Origin of the sequence: Pedobacter boryungensis, from assembly GCF_013204825.1 — a bacterium.
Taxonomy (GTDB): domain Bacteria; phylum Bacteroidota; class Bacteroidia; order Sphingobacteriales; family Sphingobacteriaceae; genus Pedobacter; species Pedobacter boryungensis.
This window is the reverse complement of sequence record NZ_JABMKV010000003.1, coordinates 497,811-517,894: the sequence shown is the minus strand read 5'-3', so window position 1 is coordinate 517,894 and position 20,084 is coordinate 497,811. Positions and strand designations below refer to the sequence as shown.

General features: G+C 35.8%; 15 protein-coding genes and 2 tRNA genes. 13 read left to right on the top strand and 4 right to left on the bottom strand.

All coding sequences use genetic code 11. From position 1 onward, the window contains the following. Positions 1 to 477 precede the first annotated feature (477 nt). Positions 478 to 2,793 (top strand): Tex family protein, encoded by a 2,316-nt coding sequence (locus tag HQN85_RS14400; protein ID WP_173273502.1) that lies wholly within the window; start codon positions 478 to 480, stop codon positions 2,791 to 2,793. 120 nt (positions 2,794 to 2,913) lie between these two features. Here the strand turns inward: HQN85_RS14400 and HQN85_RS14395 are convergent, their stop codons facing one another. Beyond that, a complete protein-coding gene (locus tag HQN85_RS14395; protein WP_173273500.1) occupies positions 2,914 to 3,387 on the bottom strand; it encodes an Lrp/AsnC ligand binding domain-containing protein in 474 nt (157 codons plus the stop codon). Between the two features lie 153 nt (positions 3,388 to 3,540). Here HQN85_RS14395 and HQN85_RS14390 point away from each other — a divergent pair. Together HQN85_RS14390 and HQN85_RS14385 are read left to right on the top strand one after the other, a co-directional pair. After that, positions 3,541 to 3,650, top strand: a tRNA-Asp gene (locus HQN85_RS14390). Positions 3,651 to 3,733: 83 nt separating this feature from the next. Next, positions 3,734 to 3,877: transfer RNA gene (locus HQN85_RS14385), tRNA-Asp, on the top strand. A 213-nt stretch (positions 3,878 to 4,090) separates the two neighbouring features. On the opposite strand, the gene HQN85_RS14380 is transcribed toward HQN85_RS14385, so the two are convergent. The 3 genes from HQN85_RS14380 to HQN85_RS14370 all read right to left on the bottom strand — a co-directional run bounded on the left by HQN85_RS14380 (position 4,091) and on the right by HQN85_RS14370 (position 11,849). Continuing rightward, positions 4,091 to 5,416, bottom strand: a complete 1,326-nt coding sequence (locus tag HQN85_RS14380) for an amidohydrolase family protein (RefSeq protein ID WP_173273498.1) — start codon at positions 5,414 to 5,416, stop codon at positions 4,091 to 4,093. After that, entirely contained in the window at positions 5,409 to 8,450 is a 3,042-nt protein-coding gene (locus tag HQN85_RS14375; RefSeq protein WP_173273553.1) for an amidohydrolase family protein, read from the bottom strand. Before HQN85_RS14375 ends, HQN85_RS14380 begins: the two co-directional genes overlap by 8 nt. Before the next feature lie 183 nt (positions 8,451 to 8,633). Further along, positions 8,634 to 11,849, bottom strand: coding sequence for a TonB-dependent receptor (locus HQN85_RS14370; protein WP_173273496.1), 3,216 nt, complete (start codon positions 11,847 to 11,849; stop codon positions 8,634 to 8,636). Positions 11,850 to 12,050: 201 nt separating this feature from the next. On the opposite strand from HQN85_RS14370, the gene HQN85_RS14365 reads away from it, so the two are divergent. The 10 genes from HQN85_RS14365 to HQN85_RS14320 all read left to right on the top strand — a co-directional run bounded on the left by HQN85_RS14365 (position 12,051) and on the right by HQN85_RS14320 (position 20,078). Further along, entirely contained in the window at positions 12,051 to 12,500 is a 450-nt protein-coding gene (locus tag HQN85_RS14365) for a cytochrome B (RefSeq protein ID WP_173273494.1), read from the top strand. Between the two features lie 8 nt (positions 12,501 to 12,508). Continuing rightward, complete coding sequence (locus HQN85_RS14360) at positions 12,509 to 12,730, top strand: hypothetical protein (protein ID WP_173273492.1); 222 nt, start codon at positions 12,509 to 12,511, stop codon at positions 12,728 to 12,730. Positions 12,731 to 12,978: 248 nt separating this feature from the next. After that, positions 12,979 to 14,382, top strand: coding sequence for an anthranilate synthase component I family protein (locus HQN85_RS14355; protein WP_173273490.1), 1,404 nt, complete (start codon positions 12,979 to 12,981; stop codon positions 14,380 to 14,382). Further along, positions 14,382 to 14,954, top strand: a complete 573-nt coding sequence (locus HQN85_RS14350; protein WP_173273488.1) for an anthranilate synthase component II — start codon at positions 14,382 to 14,384, stop codon at positions 14,952 to 14,954. Before HQN85_RS14355 ends, HQN85_RS14350 begins: the two co-directional genes overlap by 1 nt. 99 nt (positions 14,955 to 15,053) lie before the next feature. Next, on the top strand, positions 15,054 to 15,836 hold the full coding sequence (gene trpC, locus HQN85_RS14345) for an indole-3-glycerol phosphate synthase TrpC (RefSeq protein ID WP_173273486.1): 783 nt from the start codon (positions 15,054 to 15,056) through the stop codon (positions 15,834 to 15,836). Positions 15,837 to 16,037: 201 nt separating this feature from the next. Then, positions 16,038 to 17,234 (top strand): GTPase HflX, encoded by a 1,197-nt coding sequence (hflX, locus tag HQN85_RS14340; RefSeq protein ID WP_173273484.1) that lies wholly within the window; start codon positions 16,038 to 16,040, stop codon positions 17,232 to 17,234. A gap of 23 nt (positions 17,235 to 17,257) precedes the next feature. Next, entirely contained in the window at positions 17,258 to 18,358 is a 1,101-nt protein-coding gene (locus HQN85_RS14335; RefSeq protein ID WP_173273482.1) for an alginate lyase family protein, read from the top strand. A gap of 4 nt (positions 18,359 to 18,362) precedes the next feature. Beyond that, on the top strand, positions 18,363 to 18,749 hold the full coding sequence (rbfA, locus tag HQN85_RS14330) for a 30S ribosome-binding factor RbfA (protein WP_173273480.1): 387 nt from the start codon (positions 18,363 to 18,365) through the stop codon (positions 18,747 to 18,749). Next, complete coding sequence (trhA, locus tag HQN85_RS14325; protein WP_173273478.1) at positions 18,736 to 19,377, top strand: PAQR family membrane homeostasis protein TrhA; 642 nt, start codon at positions 18,736 to 18,738, stop codon at positions 19,375 to 19,377. Before rbfA ends, trhA begins: the two co-directional genes overlap by 14 nt. A 56-nt stretch (positions 19,378 to 19,433) precedes the next feature. Then, positions 19,434 to 20,078 (top strand): peptidoglycan DD-metalloendopeptidase family protein, encoded by a 645-nt coding sequence (locus HQN85_RS14320; protein ID WP_317170036.1) that lies wholly within the window; start codon positions 19,434 to 19,436, stop codon positions 20,076 to 20,078. The last annotated feature ends 6 nt before the right edge of the window (positions 20,079 to 20,084 follow it).

The following is a 20,084-nucleotide window of genomic DNA, read 5'->3' as shown; positions in this document are numbered from 1 at the left end:
GGTATCGTAATGCAGTTTAATAAGCTTTAGGGTTCCCGCTTTCGCGGGAGTGACGAGCTAGGCGATAAGGATGTTGGTTCAATTTACCTTTAGGTCTAAAAATGCGATATCAAAGGGTTTGGTAATTGCTTTAAGATTGCTTCGTTCCTCGCAATGACGGGTATCGTAATGCAGTTTAATAAGCTTTAGGGTTCCCGCTTTCGCGGGAATGACGAGCGAGTGGTGCGATGAGCGGGCTGCTGTGTTGGGTGTGGACATTATAGTGGGTGTTGGTTTTTGTTTGGTGTATTGTTTTGAGTTATTTAAACCTGTATTGTAGTGTAAAGCCCGCAAGTTGAGGTACGAAACGAGGACTTGTAACGTAAAGCAGGGCTGACATTAATAGTAGAACTGTATGTGCTTTTCTGAATAAAAATCTGTGTAATCATTTTAATCTGTGTAAGCATCTACTTAAATTAGCCGTCTATAAATCTATATATGAATACACATTTTCAATCTATTGCAAGCGCATTAACTATTTCGATTAAACAGGTTAGCGCAACGTTAACTTTATTAGATGAGGGGGCAACTGTGCCTTTTATTTCACGTTACCGAAAGGAAGTAACGGGGAGTTTAGATGAGGTGCAGGTTGCTGCGATACGAGATTTAGCGCAACAGTTAAGGGATTTGGATAAACGACGCGAAGCGATTTTAAAATCGCTGACTGAGTTAGAAAAATTGACGCCCGCTTTGGAAAAACAGTTGAGCGAGGCCAAAACACTTACGGCTTTAGAAGATATTTATTTGCCCTATAAACCGAAACGTAAAACTAGGGCATCGGTAGCGAAGGAAAAGGGTTTAGAGCCTTTGGCATTGCGTATTTTGGCACAAAGTAGAATTGATCCGTTGCAAGAGGCTGCGGGTTATGTTAATGATAAAAAAGGTGTAGCGAATGAAACGGAAGCTTTGGCTGGGGCGAGAGATATTATTGCTGAATTAGTGAGTGAAAATGCTGAAGCTAGAACTAAAATGCGCCATCATTTTATGCAAAAAGCGACTTACAAGACTGTTTTGGTAAAAGGGAAGGAAGAAGCAGGTATTAAATATAAAGATTATTTTGAGTGGGAAGAGAGTGCTAAATCGGCACCATCGCACCGTGTGTTGGCCATGTTGAGGGGTGAACAAGAGGGGTTCTTGAAGTTAGATGTGCTTCCTCTGGATGAGGCTGCGATTGCTGTATTGGAAAATCAGTTTATTACGGCTCATAATGCAAGTGCAGATCAAGTTCAATTGGCCATAACTGATGGATATAAAAGATTGCTTCGCCCTGCAATGGAAACAGAATTAAGGGCTACGATTAAACAAAAGGCAGATGAAGAGGCTATTAAAGTTTTTGCAGAAAATGCTCGTCAGTTGTTATTAGCTGCCCCAATGGGGCAAAAAAATGTATTGGCTATTGATCCTGGTTTTAGAACGGGTTGTAAGGTTGTTTGTTTAGATAAACAAGGTCAGTTAGTGGTAAATACTACTATATATCCACATACTGGACAAGGAAATTTAAAGGATGCGGCTTGGCAATTGACACAACTGTGTGAAAAACATGCTATCGAAGCAATTGCTATTGGTAACGGTACTGCTGGTAGAGAAACGGAAGCTTTTGTACGCGGATTAAAAATCCCTAATGTGGTTGTGGTGATGGTGAACGAAAGTGGGGCCTCTATTTATTCGGCATCACCTTTGGCTAGAGAAGAATTTCCAACGCAGGATATTACGGTTCGTGGAGCGGTTTCTATTGGTAGGAGATTGATGGATCCGTTGGCAGAATTGGTAAAGATTGATCCGAAATCTATTGGTGTTGGTCAATATCAGCACGATGTTGATCAGCATAAGTTGCAACAAAGCTTGGATGATACGGTGATGAGTTGTGTTAATGCGGTTGGGGTTGAATTAAATACGGCATCTAAACAGGTGTTGGCGTATGTTTCTGGTTTGGGAGATACGTTGGCACAGAATATTGTGAATTATCGCAATACGCATGGGGCATTTAAAAATAGAGAGAGTTTAAAGAAGGTTGCTCGTTTGGGCGATAAGGCTTTTGAGCAGGCTGCTGGTTTTTTGCGTATCCGCGATGCGAAACAGGTGTTGGATAGAAGTGGAGTGCACCCTGAACGTTATGATTTAGTAAATCAAATGGCGAAGGATTTAGGTTGTACTGTTGATGAATTAATGAAAGATGTAAATCTGCAAAAGCAAATAAACTTGCAGCGTTATGTAAGTGCAGAAGTTGGTTTGCCCACATTAACGGATATTGTAAAAGAGTTGGCTAAGCCTGGTCGCGATCCGCGTGAGCAGTTTGAAGCGTTTAGTTTTGCCGATGGAGTGAACTCGATAGAAGATTTAAAACTCGGAATGAAATTATCGGGCATTGTGACTAACATTACCAATTTTGGTGCTTTTGTAGATATTGGTGTTCATCAGGATGGTTTGGTGCATACGAGTCAGTTGGCAAATAGATATGTTGCAAACCCGAATGAGGTAGTAAAAGTAAGTCAGGTTGTTGAGGTAACAGTGGTTGATGTGGATGTGGCGAGGAAAAGAATAGCTTTATCGATGAAGACCGAAGATAGTCCGAAAGACCGGAGGTCGGGAAATCAGAAAGATAATGGAGCAAAGAATAAGGAGCAAGGAGCAAAGAGTTTTGTGCCAAAAGAGAAACCAAATTTTGCAGCTAAGCCACAACATAAATCTGAGCCTAAAGAAGTGGATGGAGATTTGCAAGCAAAGCTGGCGGCGCTGAAGGGAATGTTTAAGTAAGCTCGTTTCATCGTCTTTGCGAGGTTCATTCTCCGATTGTCATCGTTAATGACCGTAGCAATCTCATTTTTGAGTTGTTTAGAATGAGATTACTTCATTCCTCGCAATGATGGACTTATGTTATAACTCTATCTGTCTTTTAATGCTTTCTTCTAAAGAAATTAGTGTTTCAGTACGTTGAATACCTTTTACGGCTTGTATTTCTTCATTTAGTACATGGCGTAAGTGATCAGTATCACGACAGGTTATTTTAGCGAACATACTATACGAGCCTGTGGTGTAATGTAGTTCGACTACTTCTTTTATTTTGCTGAGTTGTGCTACAGCATCTTTATATAATGAGCCTTTTTCTAAATAAATACCTAAAAAGGCGGTAATATCAAATCCTGCTTTTTTTGGGTCAATAATTAAATGCGAGCCTTTGATAATTCCTAGATCTATCAATTTTTTCATCCTCACGTGTACTGTTCCGCCAGAAATGATGAGTTCTTTTGCGATTTCGGTATAAGGTTTAGTTGCATCTTGCATCAATTGTGTTAAAATCTGAATATCTAGGTTGTCAATTTCTAAATTTTGAGTTTCTTTTTTAAGCATAATTTTCTTAAATTTTATTGATAATGCTAATTTATTACAATTATTGTAAAAATAAAATAAAATGATTAAAATATTTGCAACGTATTTGTTATTTGTCTTATGTTTGTATCAAGCAAGTACAACGAAATAGTTCTTTAACATTTGCTTATACTCTGTAGGGTGGTGAAATTGGCAGACACACCTCCTTGTCTCGGTGGTGGAGAATATGGGAAATCCGGTAACGGTACAACCGCTCTATGAAGGTTCGACTCCTTCCCCTACAGCAATTAGTCCGAAGTCTATAGTCGGCAGTCCGAAGTCAAAACGACTAAAGACTATTGACTAATAAATCAAGACTTTTTAATAATGTTGGGTGGTGAAATTGGCAGACACACCTCCTTGTCTCGGTGGTGGGGATTATGGGACAAACGCAATTTATGGGTTGACCACAAATTAATTTTGAATTGCAGCTAACTACCCCTTGAAGGTTCGACTCCTTCCCCAACAGCCAGTTTTATAAATAATAAGTTAGTTAAGGAAAGCGGCCCAGGTACAGGTCGCTTTTTTTGTATGAGGAATTTAGATCTGGCTGCTTAATAAGAAAGCCGCAGATTTGCAGATTATAATTATAAAATAATCTGTGAAGCTGCGGCTATACTATTGCTAAACTTTAAAGTCAAGTTCAGCGAAAAAGATGCTGAAATAAATTCAGCATGACGAATGGTTATTTTATTCCGTACTTATCACTAAACTTTTTATCTAATTGTTTATGCAAGTTATCTAGGTTTATATCTCTTCCTTGGATAAATGCTTGTTCAACTTTGTTACCAATCATATCTAGTGCGTCTCCACTTGAGATAAAGAATGTGGCGTCTTTTCCAATTGCTAAGCTGCCTGTAGTTTTATCCACTCCCATAGCTATTGCAGCATTTAGGGTAATTGTTTTTAGGGCATCCTCTTTACTCATTCCCCAAGCAGATGCTGTACCAGCCATAAAAGGCAAATTACGTTGTCTCCAGAAGCCATCACCCCCATCAAAACTAATCACAACTGTAACGCCGGCATTGCTTAAACGAGCCACATTTTTATAGGGCATATTTACGTCGTCATCAACATTGTTAGGTAAAGATTGAGGTTTTTTAACGACAACAATCACATTGTTAGTTTTCAAGAAATCGGTTAGTAAATAAGCATCATCACCACCTACAATTACTGGTGTAATTCCGAATTTCTTTGCAAAGTTAACTGCAGCTACAATTTCTTTTTGTCCATCTGCTGTGATAAATAATTTTTGTGTGCCATTAAACAAACCTTTCATTGCAGCCAAACGTGTATTGGTTACTGCTGGATTTGTTTCGGTATATGCTTTAGCTTCTGAGAAAAACTTATTTAACTCAATTATGGCGTTGTTGGTGCGTTCGTTTGGATCAACAGCGGTTGCACCAACTGGAAGTCTACCGCCAAAACCAAATCCACCTCTTCCTCTTGGAGTAACTGGCCATGTCATGTGCATTGCATCTTCCTTTTTAATAACTGCATCTTCCCAGTTCCAGGCATCTAATTGTACAACAGATGAACTGCCTGAAATAGTACCGCCCGAAGGTGTAATTTGAGCCATTAAAATACCATTACTACGTAAAGTATTAATTACTTTTGAATCGGTATTATAGGCAATTATGGAGCGAATATGTGCGTTGTTTTCTCCTAGCTCATCATCATCAATAGTTGCTTTTACTGATTCGATTTCAATTAACCCTAAATTTGTTGCCGGAGAAATAAAGCCTGGGTAAATATGTTTACCATTTGCGCTGATTACTTTAGCATCTGTTAGTGCTAATTTAACTACTGTTGCGTCTCCAACACCAATAATTTTACCTTTATCAAATATTAAATAACCGTTTTCTATTACTTTTCCATCGCCCACGTGAATAACGGCTCCCATTACCACTGTTTTTTGTGATTGAGGTTTTGCAGGAGAAATAGTTGCTTGTCCGTAAGTTAAACTTACCGTAACAAATAAGGCGATTGCAGTACTTATATACTTATTCATGATTGTTTGCTCCTTCCATTTCTAATTGATTTTGTTCTGCCCAATAATCTTCTTCAGTTTCACAAGCGTACAAACGAGGAGGTCTGTTACCAAAAGCACGTTGAGTACCTGCGCCAGCACTTTTAGTAGCTGCAAGTTTTTGAATGATACGGGCCTTTTCTGCTTTTTGTGCAACTTGTAAAGCAGCATCACGATCAATATCCCAGTATGGAATACCATCAATAAAAGTTTTTTCTGCTTTTGCGTAAATAGAAAGCGGGTTAGCTGACCAGATTACAACATCAGCATCCTTACCAACCTTTAAGCTTCCAACTTTGTTGTCAATGTGCAGCATTTTAGCAGGATTTAACGTAACTAATTTCAAGGCTTCTTCTTCAGAAACACCGCCGTATAAAACAGATTTACCAGCTTCCTGATTTAAGTGACGAGCCATTTCAGCATCATCGGAGTTAAATGCAGTGGTAATACCTACGTTATGCATAATTTTTCCGTTGTAAGGGATGGCATCTTGAACTTCCATTTTGTAAGCCCACCAATCTGAAAAGGTTGAACCTGCAATACCATGCGCTTTCATTTTATCGGCTACTTTATAACCTTCCAAAATATGTGTAAATGTGTTGATTTTAAAACCTAAACTATCGGCCACATGAATTAACATATTGATTTCACTTTGTACGTAAGAGTGACAGGTAATGAAACGCTTGTTATTTAAAATCTCTACAATTGCATCTAATTCTAAATCTCTACGAACATTATTTCCTTTAACTGCCAAGGCTTTTTCATATTCTTTGGCACGTGTAAACTCATCTACAAATGTTTGCTCAACGCCCATACGGGTTGATGGAAAACGCTGATTGTTTGAAGAAGAACTCTGCTTTACGTTCTCGCCTAATGCAAATTTGATGAACCCATCGGCACCTGCAAATTTTAATTCTTCTGGTAATTTGCCCCAACGTAATTTAATTAATTGGGATTGTCCGCCAATTGGGTTTGCCGAACCATGTAAGATTTGAGATGAAGTAACACCACCAGCCAATTGACGATAAATGTTGATGTCTTCAGAGTTAATAATATCTCCAATTCGAACTTCAGCAGAAACTGATTGTGCACCCTCATTGATACCACCTGTTCCAGCAATGTGTGAATGTTCGTCAATTAGACCAGCAGTAATGTGTTTGCCAGTTGCATCAATTACTTTAGCTGAACCAGCAGATAAATTTTTACCAACAGCTTTAATTTTTCCACCCTCTAAAAGTACATCCGCATTTTGTAGGATACCCTCTTTTTCATTTGTCCAAACTGTTGCATTTTTTAATAAAACAGTTTCTTGCGTAGGAGCTTTTTCACTACCAAATGCAATAAATGGATAAATAAGTGGACCATTTGCGATAGCTGGTTTAGCAGGCTCATCACGTTTTGGCATTTCTTTAGCAGCTTCTGTAAACGAAGCTTTCCAGAAACCCGCAGGAGTAGAATTAATTACTACATCACCACTAAATGCTACTGGATTTCCATTTGTTAAATAACCACTTAAACGTACATCTCCAACTGGATTTTTCTTTAAGTTAAACCCAATTGTTACCCAATCTCCAGTACGTGTAAAAGTGGCTGTAGTTTTAACGCTGTCAGCGCCTAAACGCTCAATTGAAGCCATAGGTGCTGCTGCAGTTCCTGTAATTCTCAATACGGTTGAACCCACACCATCAATAGTTAAATTGTATGTTCCACGTAAATCGGTCACATCCATTTTATTAACGATAAAGCGTTTTCCTTGTACCCAGTTTTCGAAAATGATATTTCCAGCTTTAAAAATATTATCAGATGTAATAAGAAAATTGGCCAATTTACCTTTTTCGATAGAGCCAACTTTATCGCTCACACCTAAAATAGATGCTGGTATTTCTGTAACCGATTGTAAAGCTTGTTTTTCTGTTAAACCGTTAGTTATCGCTTGTTGAATGTTTGTCCAGAAATCTTTTGGCGTTTCTAAACCAAAGGTTGTTAACGCAAATCTCACTCCTGCTTTTTCTAACACACCTGGATTAGTTGGTGCTAATTCCCATCCCTTTAATTGTGCTAAACTTAAGTTTCTAGCTTCAGTAGGATCTTCAACATCAAAAGCTTTAGGGAAACTAATTGGAATAATTAGTGTTGCACCTGTTGCCTTAACTGCATCAATACGTTGATATTCATCGCCAGTAGATTTGATGATGTAGGATTTACCAAATTCTTTCGCAATTTTATCAACACGTAAAATATTTGCCCAACCATCTGCCTCAAAAAGCTGAGGTAAAGTTTGTTGTTTATTAAATTGTTCTAGGGAGATATTGTATTCTTCTTTTTGATTTTTATACCAGCTTGCATCTAAATAAGTTTGACGCAATAATGAAATAGATCCCATTAATGAAGATGGATAATCATTGGTTGAAGTACCTCTGTTAAATGAATAATTCGCTGCACTTTGATCGTTAAGCATTACATCATTTTCTTTGCCATCGTTTAAGGTAACAGCCGAAGATGTACCACGAGCAATTCCATCACGATTAATTACGTTTACACTACCAAATCCTGCTTTGCGTAAATCATCAGCTTTTTTGGTATCGATTGTAAAAATTGTTCTTACTTCAGTTTCTGGACGAATACTTTCATTCCAGCTGTAAGCACCCTTTTTAGTAGAGGTAAAAACAGATTGTCTTCCGAAGAAACCACCTGCTGGAGCAGCACGTTGTGTTTCAGGAATTCCGTAAGATGTAAACGCATCAATTAAAGAAGGATAAATATATTTTCCTTTTAGGTCTATCACTATATATCCCTTTGGAATAGCGGTACCTGTACCAACAGATTGGATGGTTTTGTCTTTGATTAGCAACACACCGTTACTAATGGTTTGATTAGCGTTAACTACAATGTTTGCGTTTGTAAAAGCGTATAATCCCGGTCTAACATCAAAAGAACCATTAACGGGATAAGTTTGCTGCGCAAACAAAAATGCAGTAGAAAACACCAACGCGAGCGCAAGTAGAATTTTCTTCATCATGTTTAGTTTGTTAAGTCTTTAAATCTATTGATAAATAAAGATTTAAATAAATTCTATCCTATATTTTACAATTTTTGCGAGCAAAATATATTTTTTAGAAGAGCAGCGTATTTGTAAATTGCTTTTAACAAAAAAAGCTACCCATTTTTTTAATGGATAGCTTTGTAGACTGCATGATTCTTAAAATCCGTAACGGAAACCTAATTGGAACTGATATGGATTACCTGATGGATTTACAACACCAGAGTTATTTACACGATAAGTAAATGCTTTAGTTGTAGTATTGTAATTTGGAACTGCTGGAGAAGTTACTACACCAGCACTATTTTTTACTTCAGGTATACCCAAGGCATAAAGTGCTTGCGAACCTAATGTTTCAGTTACGCCCCATTTCTTATTCAATAGGTTACCTAGATTAAAGATATCTCCAGAAATTTCGATGTTGTGGGTTTTGTATAGCTTAATTTTTTTGCTAATTCTTAAATCTACTAAGCCAAAAAAATCATTAATACCACCATTTCTCTCTGCTATTTTACCTTCGTATTTTAGGATATAATCTTTTAAACTCTGGCTTGCTAAGGGATTATCTAATAGCGTTTGTAAACCTGCTTTAACATTCGCAGGTGTATTCGAGTTATTTCTGTCAAAAATATAAGCTAAATCATTTGTTGAAACAAAGTCTCCATTATTGTTTGCGCCAGAAAGTAGGCTATAACGAGTTCCGCCAATACCAGAATAACGAACACCAATTTTTATACCATAGAATGTTGGTAATGTACCATAAATAACCACTTTATTACGGAAATGATTATCAGAATAAGTCATGTTGCTCAAATTTCTTGGATCATCTTTTACGGGAAGTGATAATGTTGCAGAGTTGGCTACATTACCATTAAAAGATGTATTGTCCCTAGTATCGTTTAAAGTATAACTAGCACTAATTTCACCGTCTTTAAAATATTGCCAAGTTGCATCAATTACAGCAGCAAATTGATTTACTTTTCCTTTGCTATTTAATTCCAATACTCTACCGAATTGGGTATTTAAACGTCCTGTCTTCCAATCAGCAGCACCACTAGCTGGAATTGAAGGTACAAACACACCTCTATTATCCTCATTAGTTAAAGTAAAAAATGGATTTGCAGCCATATTTCTATCTACGTACATGTAGTTGTGTCGGCCAAGTGTTGCATAACCAGTTATACCTACTTTAAATTTATCAGTAATTAATTTAGTATATGATAAATTGGCTTTATACACTACAGGTATTTGTGCATCTTCTGCATAAGTGTTAATTGTAGGTACTTGGAAAGCAGTTAACGATGGTGTAGGTACTGAACCATCTCTATAGCCAGGGAAATTTGGTGTTGGAACATCAACTCCGAAAACATCTACTGTTGCTAAGTGCTTACCGTCAAAAGTAAGATTGTTGATGGTTACATAATTGTTTACATCCGAACCAAAGATACCAGCTCCCAAACGAACATAATCAGTATGTTTTTCATTAATATCCCAGTTTAATTGGATACGTGGTTGTAACAATAGTTGTGAAAGTTCATGATCTGTTCTCACACCTAATGCATCAAACAAAGTTTGGTTTAATGGAGATTTTGGATACTTGCTATAATCTAAACGTAATCCTCCTGTAAAGTCTAGTCCTAAACCTAACTTGGTTTGCATTTGACCATATACAGCTGCATTCCAAATGCCTGCTGTTACAGTTGGGTCTGCAACCAATGGTACTTCACGATAAAAACGATTTGGAATAAGGTTAGTGAAGTTTTGAAGAGATGTTTGCGCAGTTGCCCCACTTCCACTATTTGTATATTCGAAACGTCCATTTACTTCACTGCCATATAATGATGTGGCATCAGTATACATTAAATCTGCTCCAAAAGTAAATTTGAATTTATCTGTGTTGTAGTAAAAGTTATCTACCAATTGGAAAACATTATTTGTAAAACCCTCTTGACCAAAACGGTGACCACCTATTTGAACCGAAGTAGATTTTGTAGTTCCGTCGGTTAATACTGAAGTTAGATTACCGACAACTGCTCTTGGAATAGCAAATCCCAATTGATCACCTTGTGTACTTGCTTGATAAGTATAAAGATGCTGAACTTTTAATTCGTTTGTTATTTTGCTATTTACGGTTGTACGTAAAGTTGCTAATAAACTATTATCTACGTTTTTATCGTTCCCATAACTTTCAAAGAAATTAATGGCTGTATTATCAGCTAAACCAAGTGGATTTCTGTCATTCGTATAATTATCACGAATGGTTAGCAAGTTTTTATCGTTAATCTGCCAATCTAGACGAGCAAAAGCAGCATCAGAACCACGTTTTTTATCGAAAGAGCCAAATTGTGCAGAGTTTGCAACACCGTATTTACTTTGTGCAACTGCCAAAAAGCTATTTAAGGTAGCATTTGTAATATTAAATCTTGCTTCGTCTGCAGGTGTATTGATATCTGCAATAATTAACGGACGAGCATCTCTCTGATGATCCCAAGCTACAAAATAATGTAATTTATCCTTAATGATTGGACCGCCTAAAGTAAAGCCATACTGATAAGTTGAAAAATCGTTATCACGTTTAACACCTCTAATGTCATAAGGGCTTGCTAACCAGTTTGCACGACCGTAAGAAAATGCACTACCACTAATTTGATTTGTTCCAGATTTAGTAACAGCACTGATGGTACCACCACCTGCACGACCAAAAGTTACGTCGTATTGATTGGTAACAACTTTAAATTCGCGAACAGCTTCAATAGAAATTGAATAAGGAGCGCCACTTCTGCTCGTTGTACTTCCAGCAGATGTAGGATTTTTAGCATTCATTCCGTCAATGGTATAATTAGTAGATGAACCTAACTGTCCAGAAATACCACCACCACGACTTAATGGAGATAAATCCATTAATGAAGAAAAGTTACGACCATTAACAGGTAATTGCGTAATGGTTTTTGCCGAAATTTCTGTAGATGCACCAAACTGTTGCACCTTGTTTTTTAACCCATTTCCATTAATTTGAATTGCTTGCAATGTTTGAGCTGTACTTTGCATAGTAATATTTGCCTTTACTAAATCACCTTGGTTAAGCATGTAACCAGATAATGTTTGATCGCCTAAACCAATATAGCTTGCCTTAATAGTATAGGGGCCACCTAAAGGAAGCTCTTTAAAAGTATAATCGCCATTAGTGTTGGTGTTAGATTTTGTAGTAAAACCTGTAGATTCATTTTTTACAACTACAGAAACACCAGCAATTGGTTTGTTCTGCTCGTCTTTAACTACACCAGAAATGGCGGCTTGTGTTGTTTGCGCATATGTTTTCACATTGCATATAAAACAAAACATTAAAAAAGATAATAAGAGTAGTTTTCTCTTCATGATGATTGAATAATTTAATTTTCACAAAATTCTCTTGCAGAAATTAACTGATTTTACTGCTCTAGTTAATAAATTGTAAAGACACTACCTTATCGTGTAATTTTGGATTATCTTTATGTTAAGAAAGGATATAAATTGCACTGAATTTGAATTACAGTTATTAAGGATTTAATTATTTATTATTTTTGAAATAAAAACGCTATGAATTTTTATCAAATTTTAAAGAGTGCTCACTCGGGTTGGAGATATATTGTTTTTGCTTTACTAGTAATTGCAGTTATTAATGCTCTGTCTGGATGGTTAGGCAAAAAAGCATATACAGAAGGCAATAGAAAACTGAATGTTTTCACTTTAATAAGTGCACATATTCAGTTGTTATTTGGATTAGGATTGTACTTTATTAGTCCACTTACAAAAATTGCTTCCTCTGAACCAATTGGTCGTTATTGGAAGATGGAACATATTAGCATGATGATTTTAGCCATTATCTTAATTACAATTGGCAATTCGAGATCAAAAAAAATTGCAGATAGTGTAGCTAAACATAAAGCAGTTGCCATTTTCTTTGGTTTGGCATTAGTGATTATTGTTGGAGCAATTTTTATGATGGTAAAAGCAGATCCTTCTAGAACCTTCTTTGGCGTTTCTTAAATGATTTCATGAATAAACTTAGTTTAGCACTACATATTTTAGGAGTATTTATACTTAGTTATTTAACCTTTGATCTTTTTAAAGGAGATTTTGCATTGTCCGTAATTCCAGGATGGCACACTACAATCTATCCACCATATTTTATAATTTCTTGCATAAGCCTCAGCTTCGCTTGGATTTTTGCCGTTTTACTAATCTGGAATGGTTATTTTAGGATTAAAAAGAAGTAGAGGACTGGAAACATTAATAAAAATCTTAAAATATTTTGATTATTTAACTTTTTGTATATTTTTGCTGCTCAATGATTAACAATAACTTACATACATGGCAATGGCGTGATACTCAAAAGAGTTTCGTCGTAGCTTTGTGCACCTTATAGTTTATCAACCTAAACCTAAACCACATTTAAAACCCGACGTAACCACACGCCGGGTTTTTTGTTATAAAATAAATTCGTTTTACGAGTTAAAAGAGAAGAATGAAAACATATACAATACAAACACATGTTAAAAAGCGATTAGCAGATACTACTACTCCTGTAAGTATTTATTTGCGTTTACGCGATGTTTTTCCGAACACCATACTATTAGAAAGTTCAGATTATCACAGTCGTGAAAATGCAACTAGTTATGTTTGCGCTGAGCCAGTTGCTGGAATTATTCTCCAAGAGGGAAATCTGATGACATATTTTTCTGATGGTACAAAAGAAACAAAAACCGATTTCGTTTTAGCAGATGAAATTGCTGGTTTTAAAGCTCGCTTCGATCCAATTCACCAAATAAGAGACAAACATATTTCTACAGGTTTATTTGGCTATTTTACATGGAATGCGGTTCAGCATTTCGAGGATATTTCGTTTACTTCTACTACGCCAGATGATGAGAAAATTCCAACCATGCAATACCATGTGTATAGATACATTATCGCAATAGACCATTTTAAAAACGAAGTTACTTTGGTTAAAAATGTATTTAATGAGGATGAAAACGAAGATTTAACGAAAGTCGAATACATTATTCAAAATAAAAACTACCCAGAATATAGTTTTAAAACCAATGGTGAAGAGGAATCTAATTTAACTAATGAAGGTTTTATGGATATGGTGGAACAAATGAAAAAACATATTTACCGTGGCGATGTTTTTCAAATTGTACCATCAAGAGCTTTTAGTCAAGGTTTTTTGGGTGATGAATTTAATGTATATCGTTGTTTACGGTCTATAAATCCATCTCCGTATTTATTTTATTTCGATTATGGCAATTTTAAATTGTTTGGTTCATCGCCAGAAGCACAAATCACAATTGGTAATAACGTAGCGAATATTTTTCCGATTGCGGGAACATTTAAACGCACTGGAAATGATGAAGAAGATGCAGCTTTAGCTAAGAAATTAGAGCAAGATCCAAAAGAAAGTGCTGAACACGTAATGTTAGTTGATTTAGCTAGAAACGATTTGAGCAGACATTGTAGTGGAGTGGAAGTGAAATCGTTTAAAGAAGTTCAATATTATTCGCATTTAATTCACTTGGTTTCAAAAGTAAGTGGAAATTTGCAAGATGGTGTAAGTGCGTTTAAAGTTGTAGCAGACACCTACCCAGCAGGAACTTTAAGCGGTGCACCAAAATATAAAGCCATGCAATTAATAGATCAGTATGAGAAGTTAGGTCGTAATTTTTATGCTGGTGCCATTGGTTATATGGGCTTTAATGAAGATTTTAATCATGCGATAATGATTAGAACTTTTATGAGTAAAAATAACCATTTACATTATAGAGCTGGAGCAGGAATTGTAGCGGATTCTATTGCGGAGAATGAATTAAATGAAGTGAATAACAAGATAGCGGCATTGCGTAAAGCAATTGTAATGGCAGAGGAAATATAATGAAGAAATCAATTTTAGTAATCGATAATTACGATAGTTTCACCTATAATTTGGTGCATTTAATTAATGAATTAGGGTATGAAGCTGTAGTTTGGAGAAATGATAAGTTTGCATTAGAAGATGTAGCTGCATACGATAAAATTTTACTCTCTCCAGGGCCAGGAATACCAGAAGAAGCAGGGTTGTTATTGGAAGTTATCAAAACTTATGCACCAACAAAAAGCATAATGGGCGTTTGTTTAGGTCAGCAAGCAATAGCCGAAGTTTTTGGAGGAAGTTTATTGAATTTAGGGAGACCGATGCATGGAATAGCTACGCCAATTAAAGTGTTAGATAAAAACGATTTAACATTTAAAGATTGCTTGGAACCAATTGAAGTTGGACGTTACCATTCGTGGGTAGTTGACCCTGCAAATTTGCCTGCAAGTTTAACAGTTACCGCAATTGACGGTGATGGACAAATTATGGCTTTGCGTCACAAGGAATTTGATGTTTGTGGTGTGCAATTTCACCCAGAAAGTGTATTAACACCTTATGGAAAACAGATGATGAAAAATTGGTTGGATAATTAAAAAACGTGTCATTGCGAGGTACGAAGTAATCTTACAACTATGGTGATTTTGTCACTTTAAGATTGCTTCGTACCTCGCAATGACGGTAATAAATAGATAATGAACATTTTAGATAAAATAGTTATCCGTAAAAAGGAAGAAGTAGCTGAGGCTAAGCAAAAAGTTTCGGTTGACCAATTAGAGAAGAGCCCGAATTTTTATAGAAAACCTTTAGTTTTTAAAGATTTTTTGCTAGATGAAAAGCGAACTGGAATTATTGCTGAATTTAAACGTCGTTCACCATCTAAAGGTTTGATAAATGGTAAAGCTGATGTTGCTGAGGTAACTAAGGCTTATAATTTAGCTGGAGCTTCTGCATTATCTGTTCTAACAGATATTGATTTTTTTGGTGGTACAACCGAAGATTTATTTAAAGCTAGAGCGGTAAATCAAATCCCAATTTTGCGAAAGGATTTCATGATTGATGAATACCAAATTTTGGAAGCAAAAGCATGGGGTGCCGATATTATTTTGTTAATCGCGTCTATCTTAACGCCACTACAAATTATAAATTTCGGCAAACTAGCACAAAGTTTAGGCTTAAACGTTTTGTTAGAAGTCCATAATTTGGAAGAGCTGGAAAAATCAATTTGTCCGCACTTAAATGCCATTGGTGTAAATAATAGAAATCTTGGAGATTTCACAGTCAACATTCAAACTTCGTTCGATTTAGTAGATAACATTCCAAGTGAATTTTTAAAAATTTCGGAGAGCGCAATTGATAATCCTGAGGTTATTAAACAACTAAAAGCAGTGGGATATAATGGATTTTTAATTGGAGAAAACTTTATGAAAACGGATAATCCGGGCTTGGCAATTAAAGAGTTTGTAGAGCAGCTTTAAAGTGCTTATTGTTGTACAAGCTTTGCGTTTTAAACCCGACAGCAGCGAGCACGACGCGTAGCGAGTAAAGCGAATGGCGGGACTAAAATTGCTATAAAAAACTGTCTTTGCTTTTCAAAAAAAATCAAACATTAATCTCTATGTAAGGTTTTGTTAGTGCAAAGCCAAACGAATATAGATTTTGTATCTTTGTAAATATACATGGGAAAACAAAAAACATACGATACTGCCCTTAAACAAGAAAGAGCGGTACTTGTTGGGGTGATTACACCTGGAGAAAAACCTGAACAAACAAAGGAGTATTTAGATGAGCTGGCCTTTTTGGTAGATACAGCTGGTGGTGTAGTAGAAAAAACTTTCACTCAGAAAATGTTGAAACCCGATAGGGCAACATTTGTTGGAACGGGTAAATTGGAAGAGATACAAGCTTATGTAAAAGCTGAAGAAATAGATATGGTTGTTTTCGACGATGAATTATCGCCATCGCAACTGCGGAATATTGAGCGTGAGCTTCAGGTTAAAATTTTAGATAGAAGTAATTTAATCTTAGATATTTTTGCCGGTAGAGCACAAACAGCGCAAGCAAAAACACAAGTAGAACTGGCCCAACTACAATATCTATTGCCTCGATTAACGCGTTTATGGACTCACCTAGAGCGACAAAAAGGTGGTATTGGGATGCGTGGACCTGGTGAAACACAGATTGAGAGTGATAGAAGGATGATTTTAGAAAAAATCTCTTTACTGAAAGAACGCTTGAAGTTAATTGATCGCCAGAATGAAACACAGCGCAAAAACAGAACGCAATTAATTCGTGTGGCATTAGTAGGTTATACGAACGTGGGTAAATCTACTATTATGAATATGCTGGCTAAATCTGAGGTGTTTGCAGAGAATAAATTATTTGCAACATTAGATACAACCGTTCGTAAAGTTGTAATAGAAAATTTGCCGTTTTTACTTTCAGATACTGTTGGATTTATTAGAAAACTACCTCACCATTTAGTAGAATGTTTTAAATCAACTTTGGATGAAGTAAGAGAAGCTGATATTTTAATTCATGTGGTGGATGTTTCTCATCCGAATTTTGAGGATCAAATACATACCGTTAATGAAACTTTAAATGATTTAGGTGCAAGGGATAAAGACACCATCATGATATTTAATAAAATTGATGCGTATGTAACCCCAAAAGCAGACGAATATAACGAAGAAGAAGAAACCGCACCTTTAACTTTAGGAGATTTTAAAAAGAGTTGGATGGCGCACCACAATGCACCAGCAATTTTTATATCGGCTACGAAAAAAGAAAATATCGAAGAGTTTAAACAATTGTTATACGATAAAGTTAAGGCTATACATACTTCACGATATCCTTACGATAAGTTATTATATTAGCTGGAACAATAACCATTTTTAGGATGAAGAAACTAATTTTATGTAGCATTTTCTGTTTTTTATGTAGCGTATCAAAAGCTCAGATAGTAAGTTTAAGCACAACAGAATTAACAAAGTTGAAAGGTTTGATTAAATCTGATGACGATGTTAAAAAGCAGTGGAATGATTTATTGAAAACAGCAGATGAATCGCTCACTGCGGCTCCAAATCCTCCTGATACTATTTTAACAGAAGGTATTTTACAAGGCGATCCACGTAAAACCAGAACTTGGGCTTCGTTAGAAGATATGCAAAAGGTTTATTCCCTAGCATTGGCCTACAAAATTACTGGAGAACGGAAATATTTGGCAAAAACGAGTGAGTTTTTATTGGCTTGGGCGAAAAGAAACCAACCACAAGGAAATCCTATTAACGATACAAATTTAGATCGTATAATTTTTGCCTACGATTTGGTTAAAAATGATTTATCAGATGATATTAACTTGGCGACAAATCTTTGGTTAATGAGAGTTGGTTTGCAAGAAATAAAAACCTTTAATAAAGCGGCGAGTGGAAAGAGTTTAACGTATATGAACAACTGGAACTCACATCGCATTAAGGAAGTTGCAGAAGTTGCATGGGCGATTAACAATGATAGCTTAAAAACATGGGTAATCGATGTTTATAAAAAACAAATCGCAAAAAACTTATACCCTGATGGAAGCAGTTATGATTTTCATGAAAGAGATGCTTTGCATTATCATATTTATGATGTTGATCCATTAATGGTTGCTGCTACAATTTTAAGTAGAGATGGAAAATTTGGTGAAAATCCTTACAGTTATACCTCAACAGAAGGAAGTTCATTAAAAAAATCCGTCGATTGGTTAGTTCCATTTTTTACAGGAGAGAAAACACATGCTGAATGGGTAAATTCTAAATCATCTTTTGATAAAAAAAGAGCGGCGAATGGAGAAAAGGGTTATATTGCAGGAACACTATTTAAGCCACAAGAAGGAAGATCAAGTATTGCTTTGGCAAATTATTTCGATAAAGGAATGTTGTCTATTTATCAAGCAAATATCAATAGCATATCGAAATATCCTACATGGCAGTTTGTGTTAAATGAGGTAAAGAGAAAATAAGATTATGGAAAGTAAAAGACAACAGAAGTTTGCAGGATTATTACAAGAAGAACTTGCTGCTATTTTTCAACGTGAGGGAGCAGCTTACTTGCCCAATACATTGGTTACCATTACAAAAGTTCGGGTTTCGCCAGATTTGGCTGTGGCTAAAGTATATTTAAGCTTTTTAAATACCAACAATACAAGTCTATCTGTAGCTACAGTTAATTCGCATGCCAGCGAAATTAGATATAAATTAGGTTCACGTATTCGCCATCAGGCAAGAGTTATTCCAACACTTTCATTTTTTGTTGATGACACCAATGAATACGTTGAGCACATGGATAAAATTTTCGATAAAATTGCCAAAGAACGTAAGGATACCGACGAAGAAGACAATGAACAATCCTAAGTACATCCGCGAACCGGGAAACTTCTTTACTCATGTTATTCCAGCGCTTTTAGCAATTCCAGGATTATACCTTTTACTTCAAAAATCACATACTTCTTTGGAGTATTTGGCAGCTTTTATTTATGGAATTGGCATATTGATTTTATTTGGTGTAAGTGCAACTTATCACAGTGTTCCTAAAACAGAATATGGCATTCGTTTCTGGCAAAAATTTGATCATTGTTGTATTTATTTAATGATTGCAGGTTCTTTTACACCAACTGCTTTATTGGTTTTTGACGGTTGGTTACAATGGGTGCTATTTGGTGCAGTTTGGTTAATTGCATTAATTGGTTGTTTATTAAAGATATTTAATCGTTTAAGAAGTCAGGCACTATCTACAGGATTGTACATTGCAATGGGCTGTTTAATTATTCCTTTTGTGCAAAAAATGTTACAAGTTTTACCAACTACATCAATTGTTTGGTTAATTATTGGCGGAATATTTTACGTAGGAGGCACCTATTATTATGCAAAAGATAAACCATTAAATAGATTTTTCCATAGTCATGAATTGTGGCATGTGTTTGTGAATTTTGGTGCGCTCTCTCATTTTATTTATAATTACGTTTACGTTTTTAATGTGTGATGAACTCCTTGCAAAAACTTCAGGTTTTTTTAAATAACCATCAAATTGGAAAAGTTGTGGATTTCAATCTATCAACTGATAAGTTATTGTCTTTCGATTTTACCTCAAGTAATATAGAGTTAACACCAGAGATTTTAGCAGATACAACATTATTTTCCCTTTGGGTTGATGAAAAATTAGCAAAAAATAATGCTAAATACGGTATTGGAGGTTACAATGAGCATCGTACAATTTATAGTAGAAGTACTCATTTCGATACGGTTGAAGAGCCACGTAGACTTCATTTAGGGATTGATATTTGGGCTCCAGCAGAAACTCCAATTTATAATTTTTACGATGCAAAAGTGCACAGTTTTCATTTCAATGATAATTTTGGAGATTACGGCGCAACTATAATATTGCAATACCAATTGGATGACTTGATATTGTACGCACTCTATGGTCATTTAAGTTTAGCCTCGTTAACAGGTTTACAAGAAGGTGAATTTATTCCGAAGGGAAAACAATTTGCAAGTTTTGGTATCCCAGCAGAAAACGGATATTGGCCACCACATTTACATTTTCAGTTAATGTTTGATATGGAAGGTTTCAAAGGTGATTATCCTGGAGTTTGTCAGTTTTCTAAGCGTAATGTGTATTTAAGTAATTGCCCAGATCCTGCATTAATTTTGCAACACACTTTTACATCGGCTTTGCCTTAAATTTCG

What these genes read in the sequence shown, in the direction of transcription:
- trpC (WP_173273486.1), top strand. Translation starts at nt 15,054, where the DNA reads ATGAACATTTTAGATAAAATAGTTATCCGTAAAAAGGAAGAAGTAGCT.
- HQN85_RS14400 (WP_173273502.1), top strand. Translation starts at nt 478, where the DNA reads ATGAATACACATTTTCAATCTATTGCAAGCGCATTAACTATTTCGATT.
- HQN85_RS14375 (WP_173273553.1), bottom strand. Translation starts at nt 8,450, where the DNA reads ATGAAGAAAATTCTACTTGCGCTCGCGTTGGTGTTTTCTACTGCATTT.
- HQN85_RS14335 (WP_173273482.1), top strand. Translation starts at nt 17,258, where the DNA reads ATGAAGAAACTAATTTTATGTAGCATTTTCTGTTTTTTATGTAGCGTA.
- trhA (WP_173273478.1), top strand. Translation starts at nt 18,736, where the DNA reads ATGAACAATCCTAAGTACATCCGCGAACCGGGAAACTTCTTTACTCAT.
- HQN85_RS14350 (WP_173273488.1), top strand. Translation starts at nt 14,382, where the DNA reads ATGAAGAAATCAATTTTAGTAATCGATAATTACGATAGTTTCACCTAT.
- HQN85_RS14365 (WP_173273494.1), top strand. Translation starts at nt 12,051, where the DNA reads ATGAATTTTTATCAAATTTTAAAGAGTGCTCACTCGGGTTGGAGATAT.
- HQN85_RS14360 (WP_173273492.1), top strand. Translation starts at nt 12,509, where the DNA reads ATGAATAAACTTAGTTTAGCACTACATATTTTAGGAGTATTTATACTT.
- HQN85_RS14395 (WP_173273500.1), bottom strand. Translation starts at nt 3,387, where the DNA reads ATGCTTAAAAAAGAAACTCAAAATTTAGAAATTGACAACCTAGATATT.
- HQN85_RS14355 (WP_173273490.1), top strand. Translation starts at nt 12,979, where the DNA reads ATGAAAACATATACAATACAAACACATGTTAAAAAGCGATTAGCAGAT.
- HQN85_RS14380 (WP_173273498.1), bottom strand. Translation starts at nt 5,416, where the DNA reads ATGAATAAGTATATAAGTACTGCAATCGCCTTATTTGTTACGGTAAGT.
- hflX (WP_173273484.1), top strand. Translation starts at nt 16,038, where the DNA reads ATGGGAAAACAAAAAACATACGATACTGCCCTTAAACAAGAAAGAGCG.
- rbfA (WP_173273480.1), top strand. Translation starts at nt 18,363, where the DNA reads ATGGAAAGTAAAAGACAACAGAAGTTTGCAGGATTATTACAAGAAGAA.
- HQN85_RS14370 (WP_173273496.1), bottom strand. Translation starts at nt 11,849, where the DNA reads ATGAAGAGAAAACTACTCTTATTATCTTTTTTAATGTTTTGTTTTATA.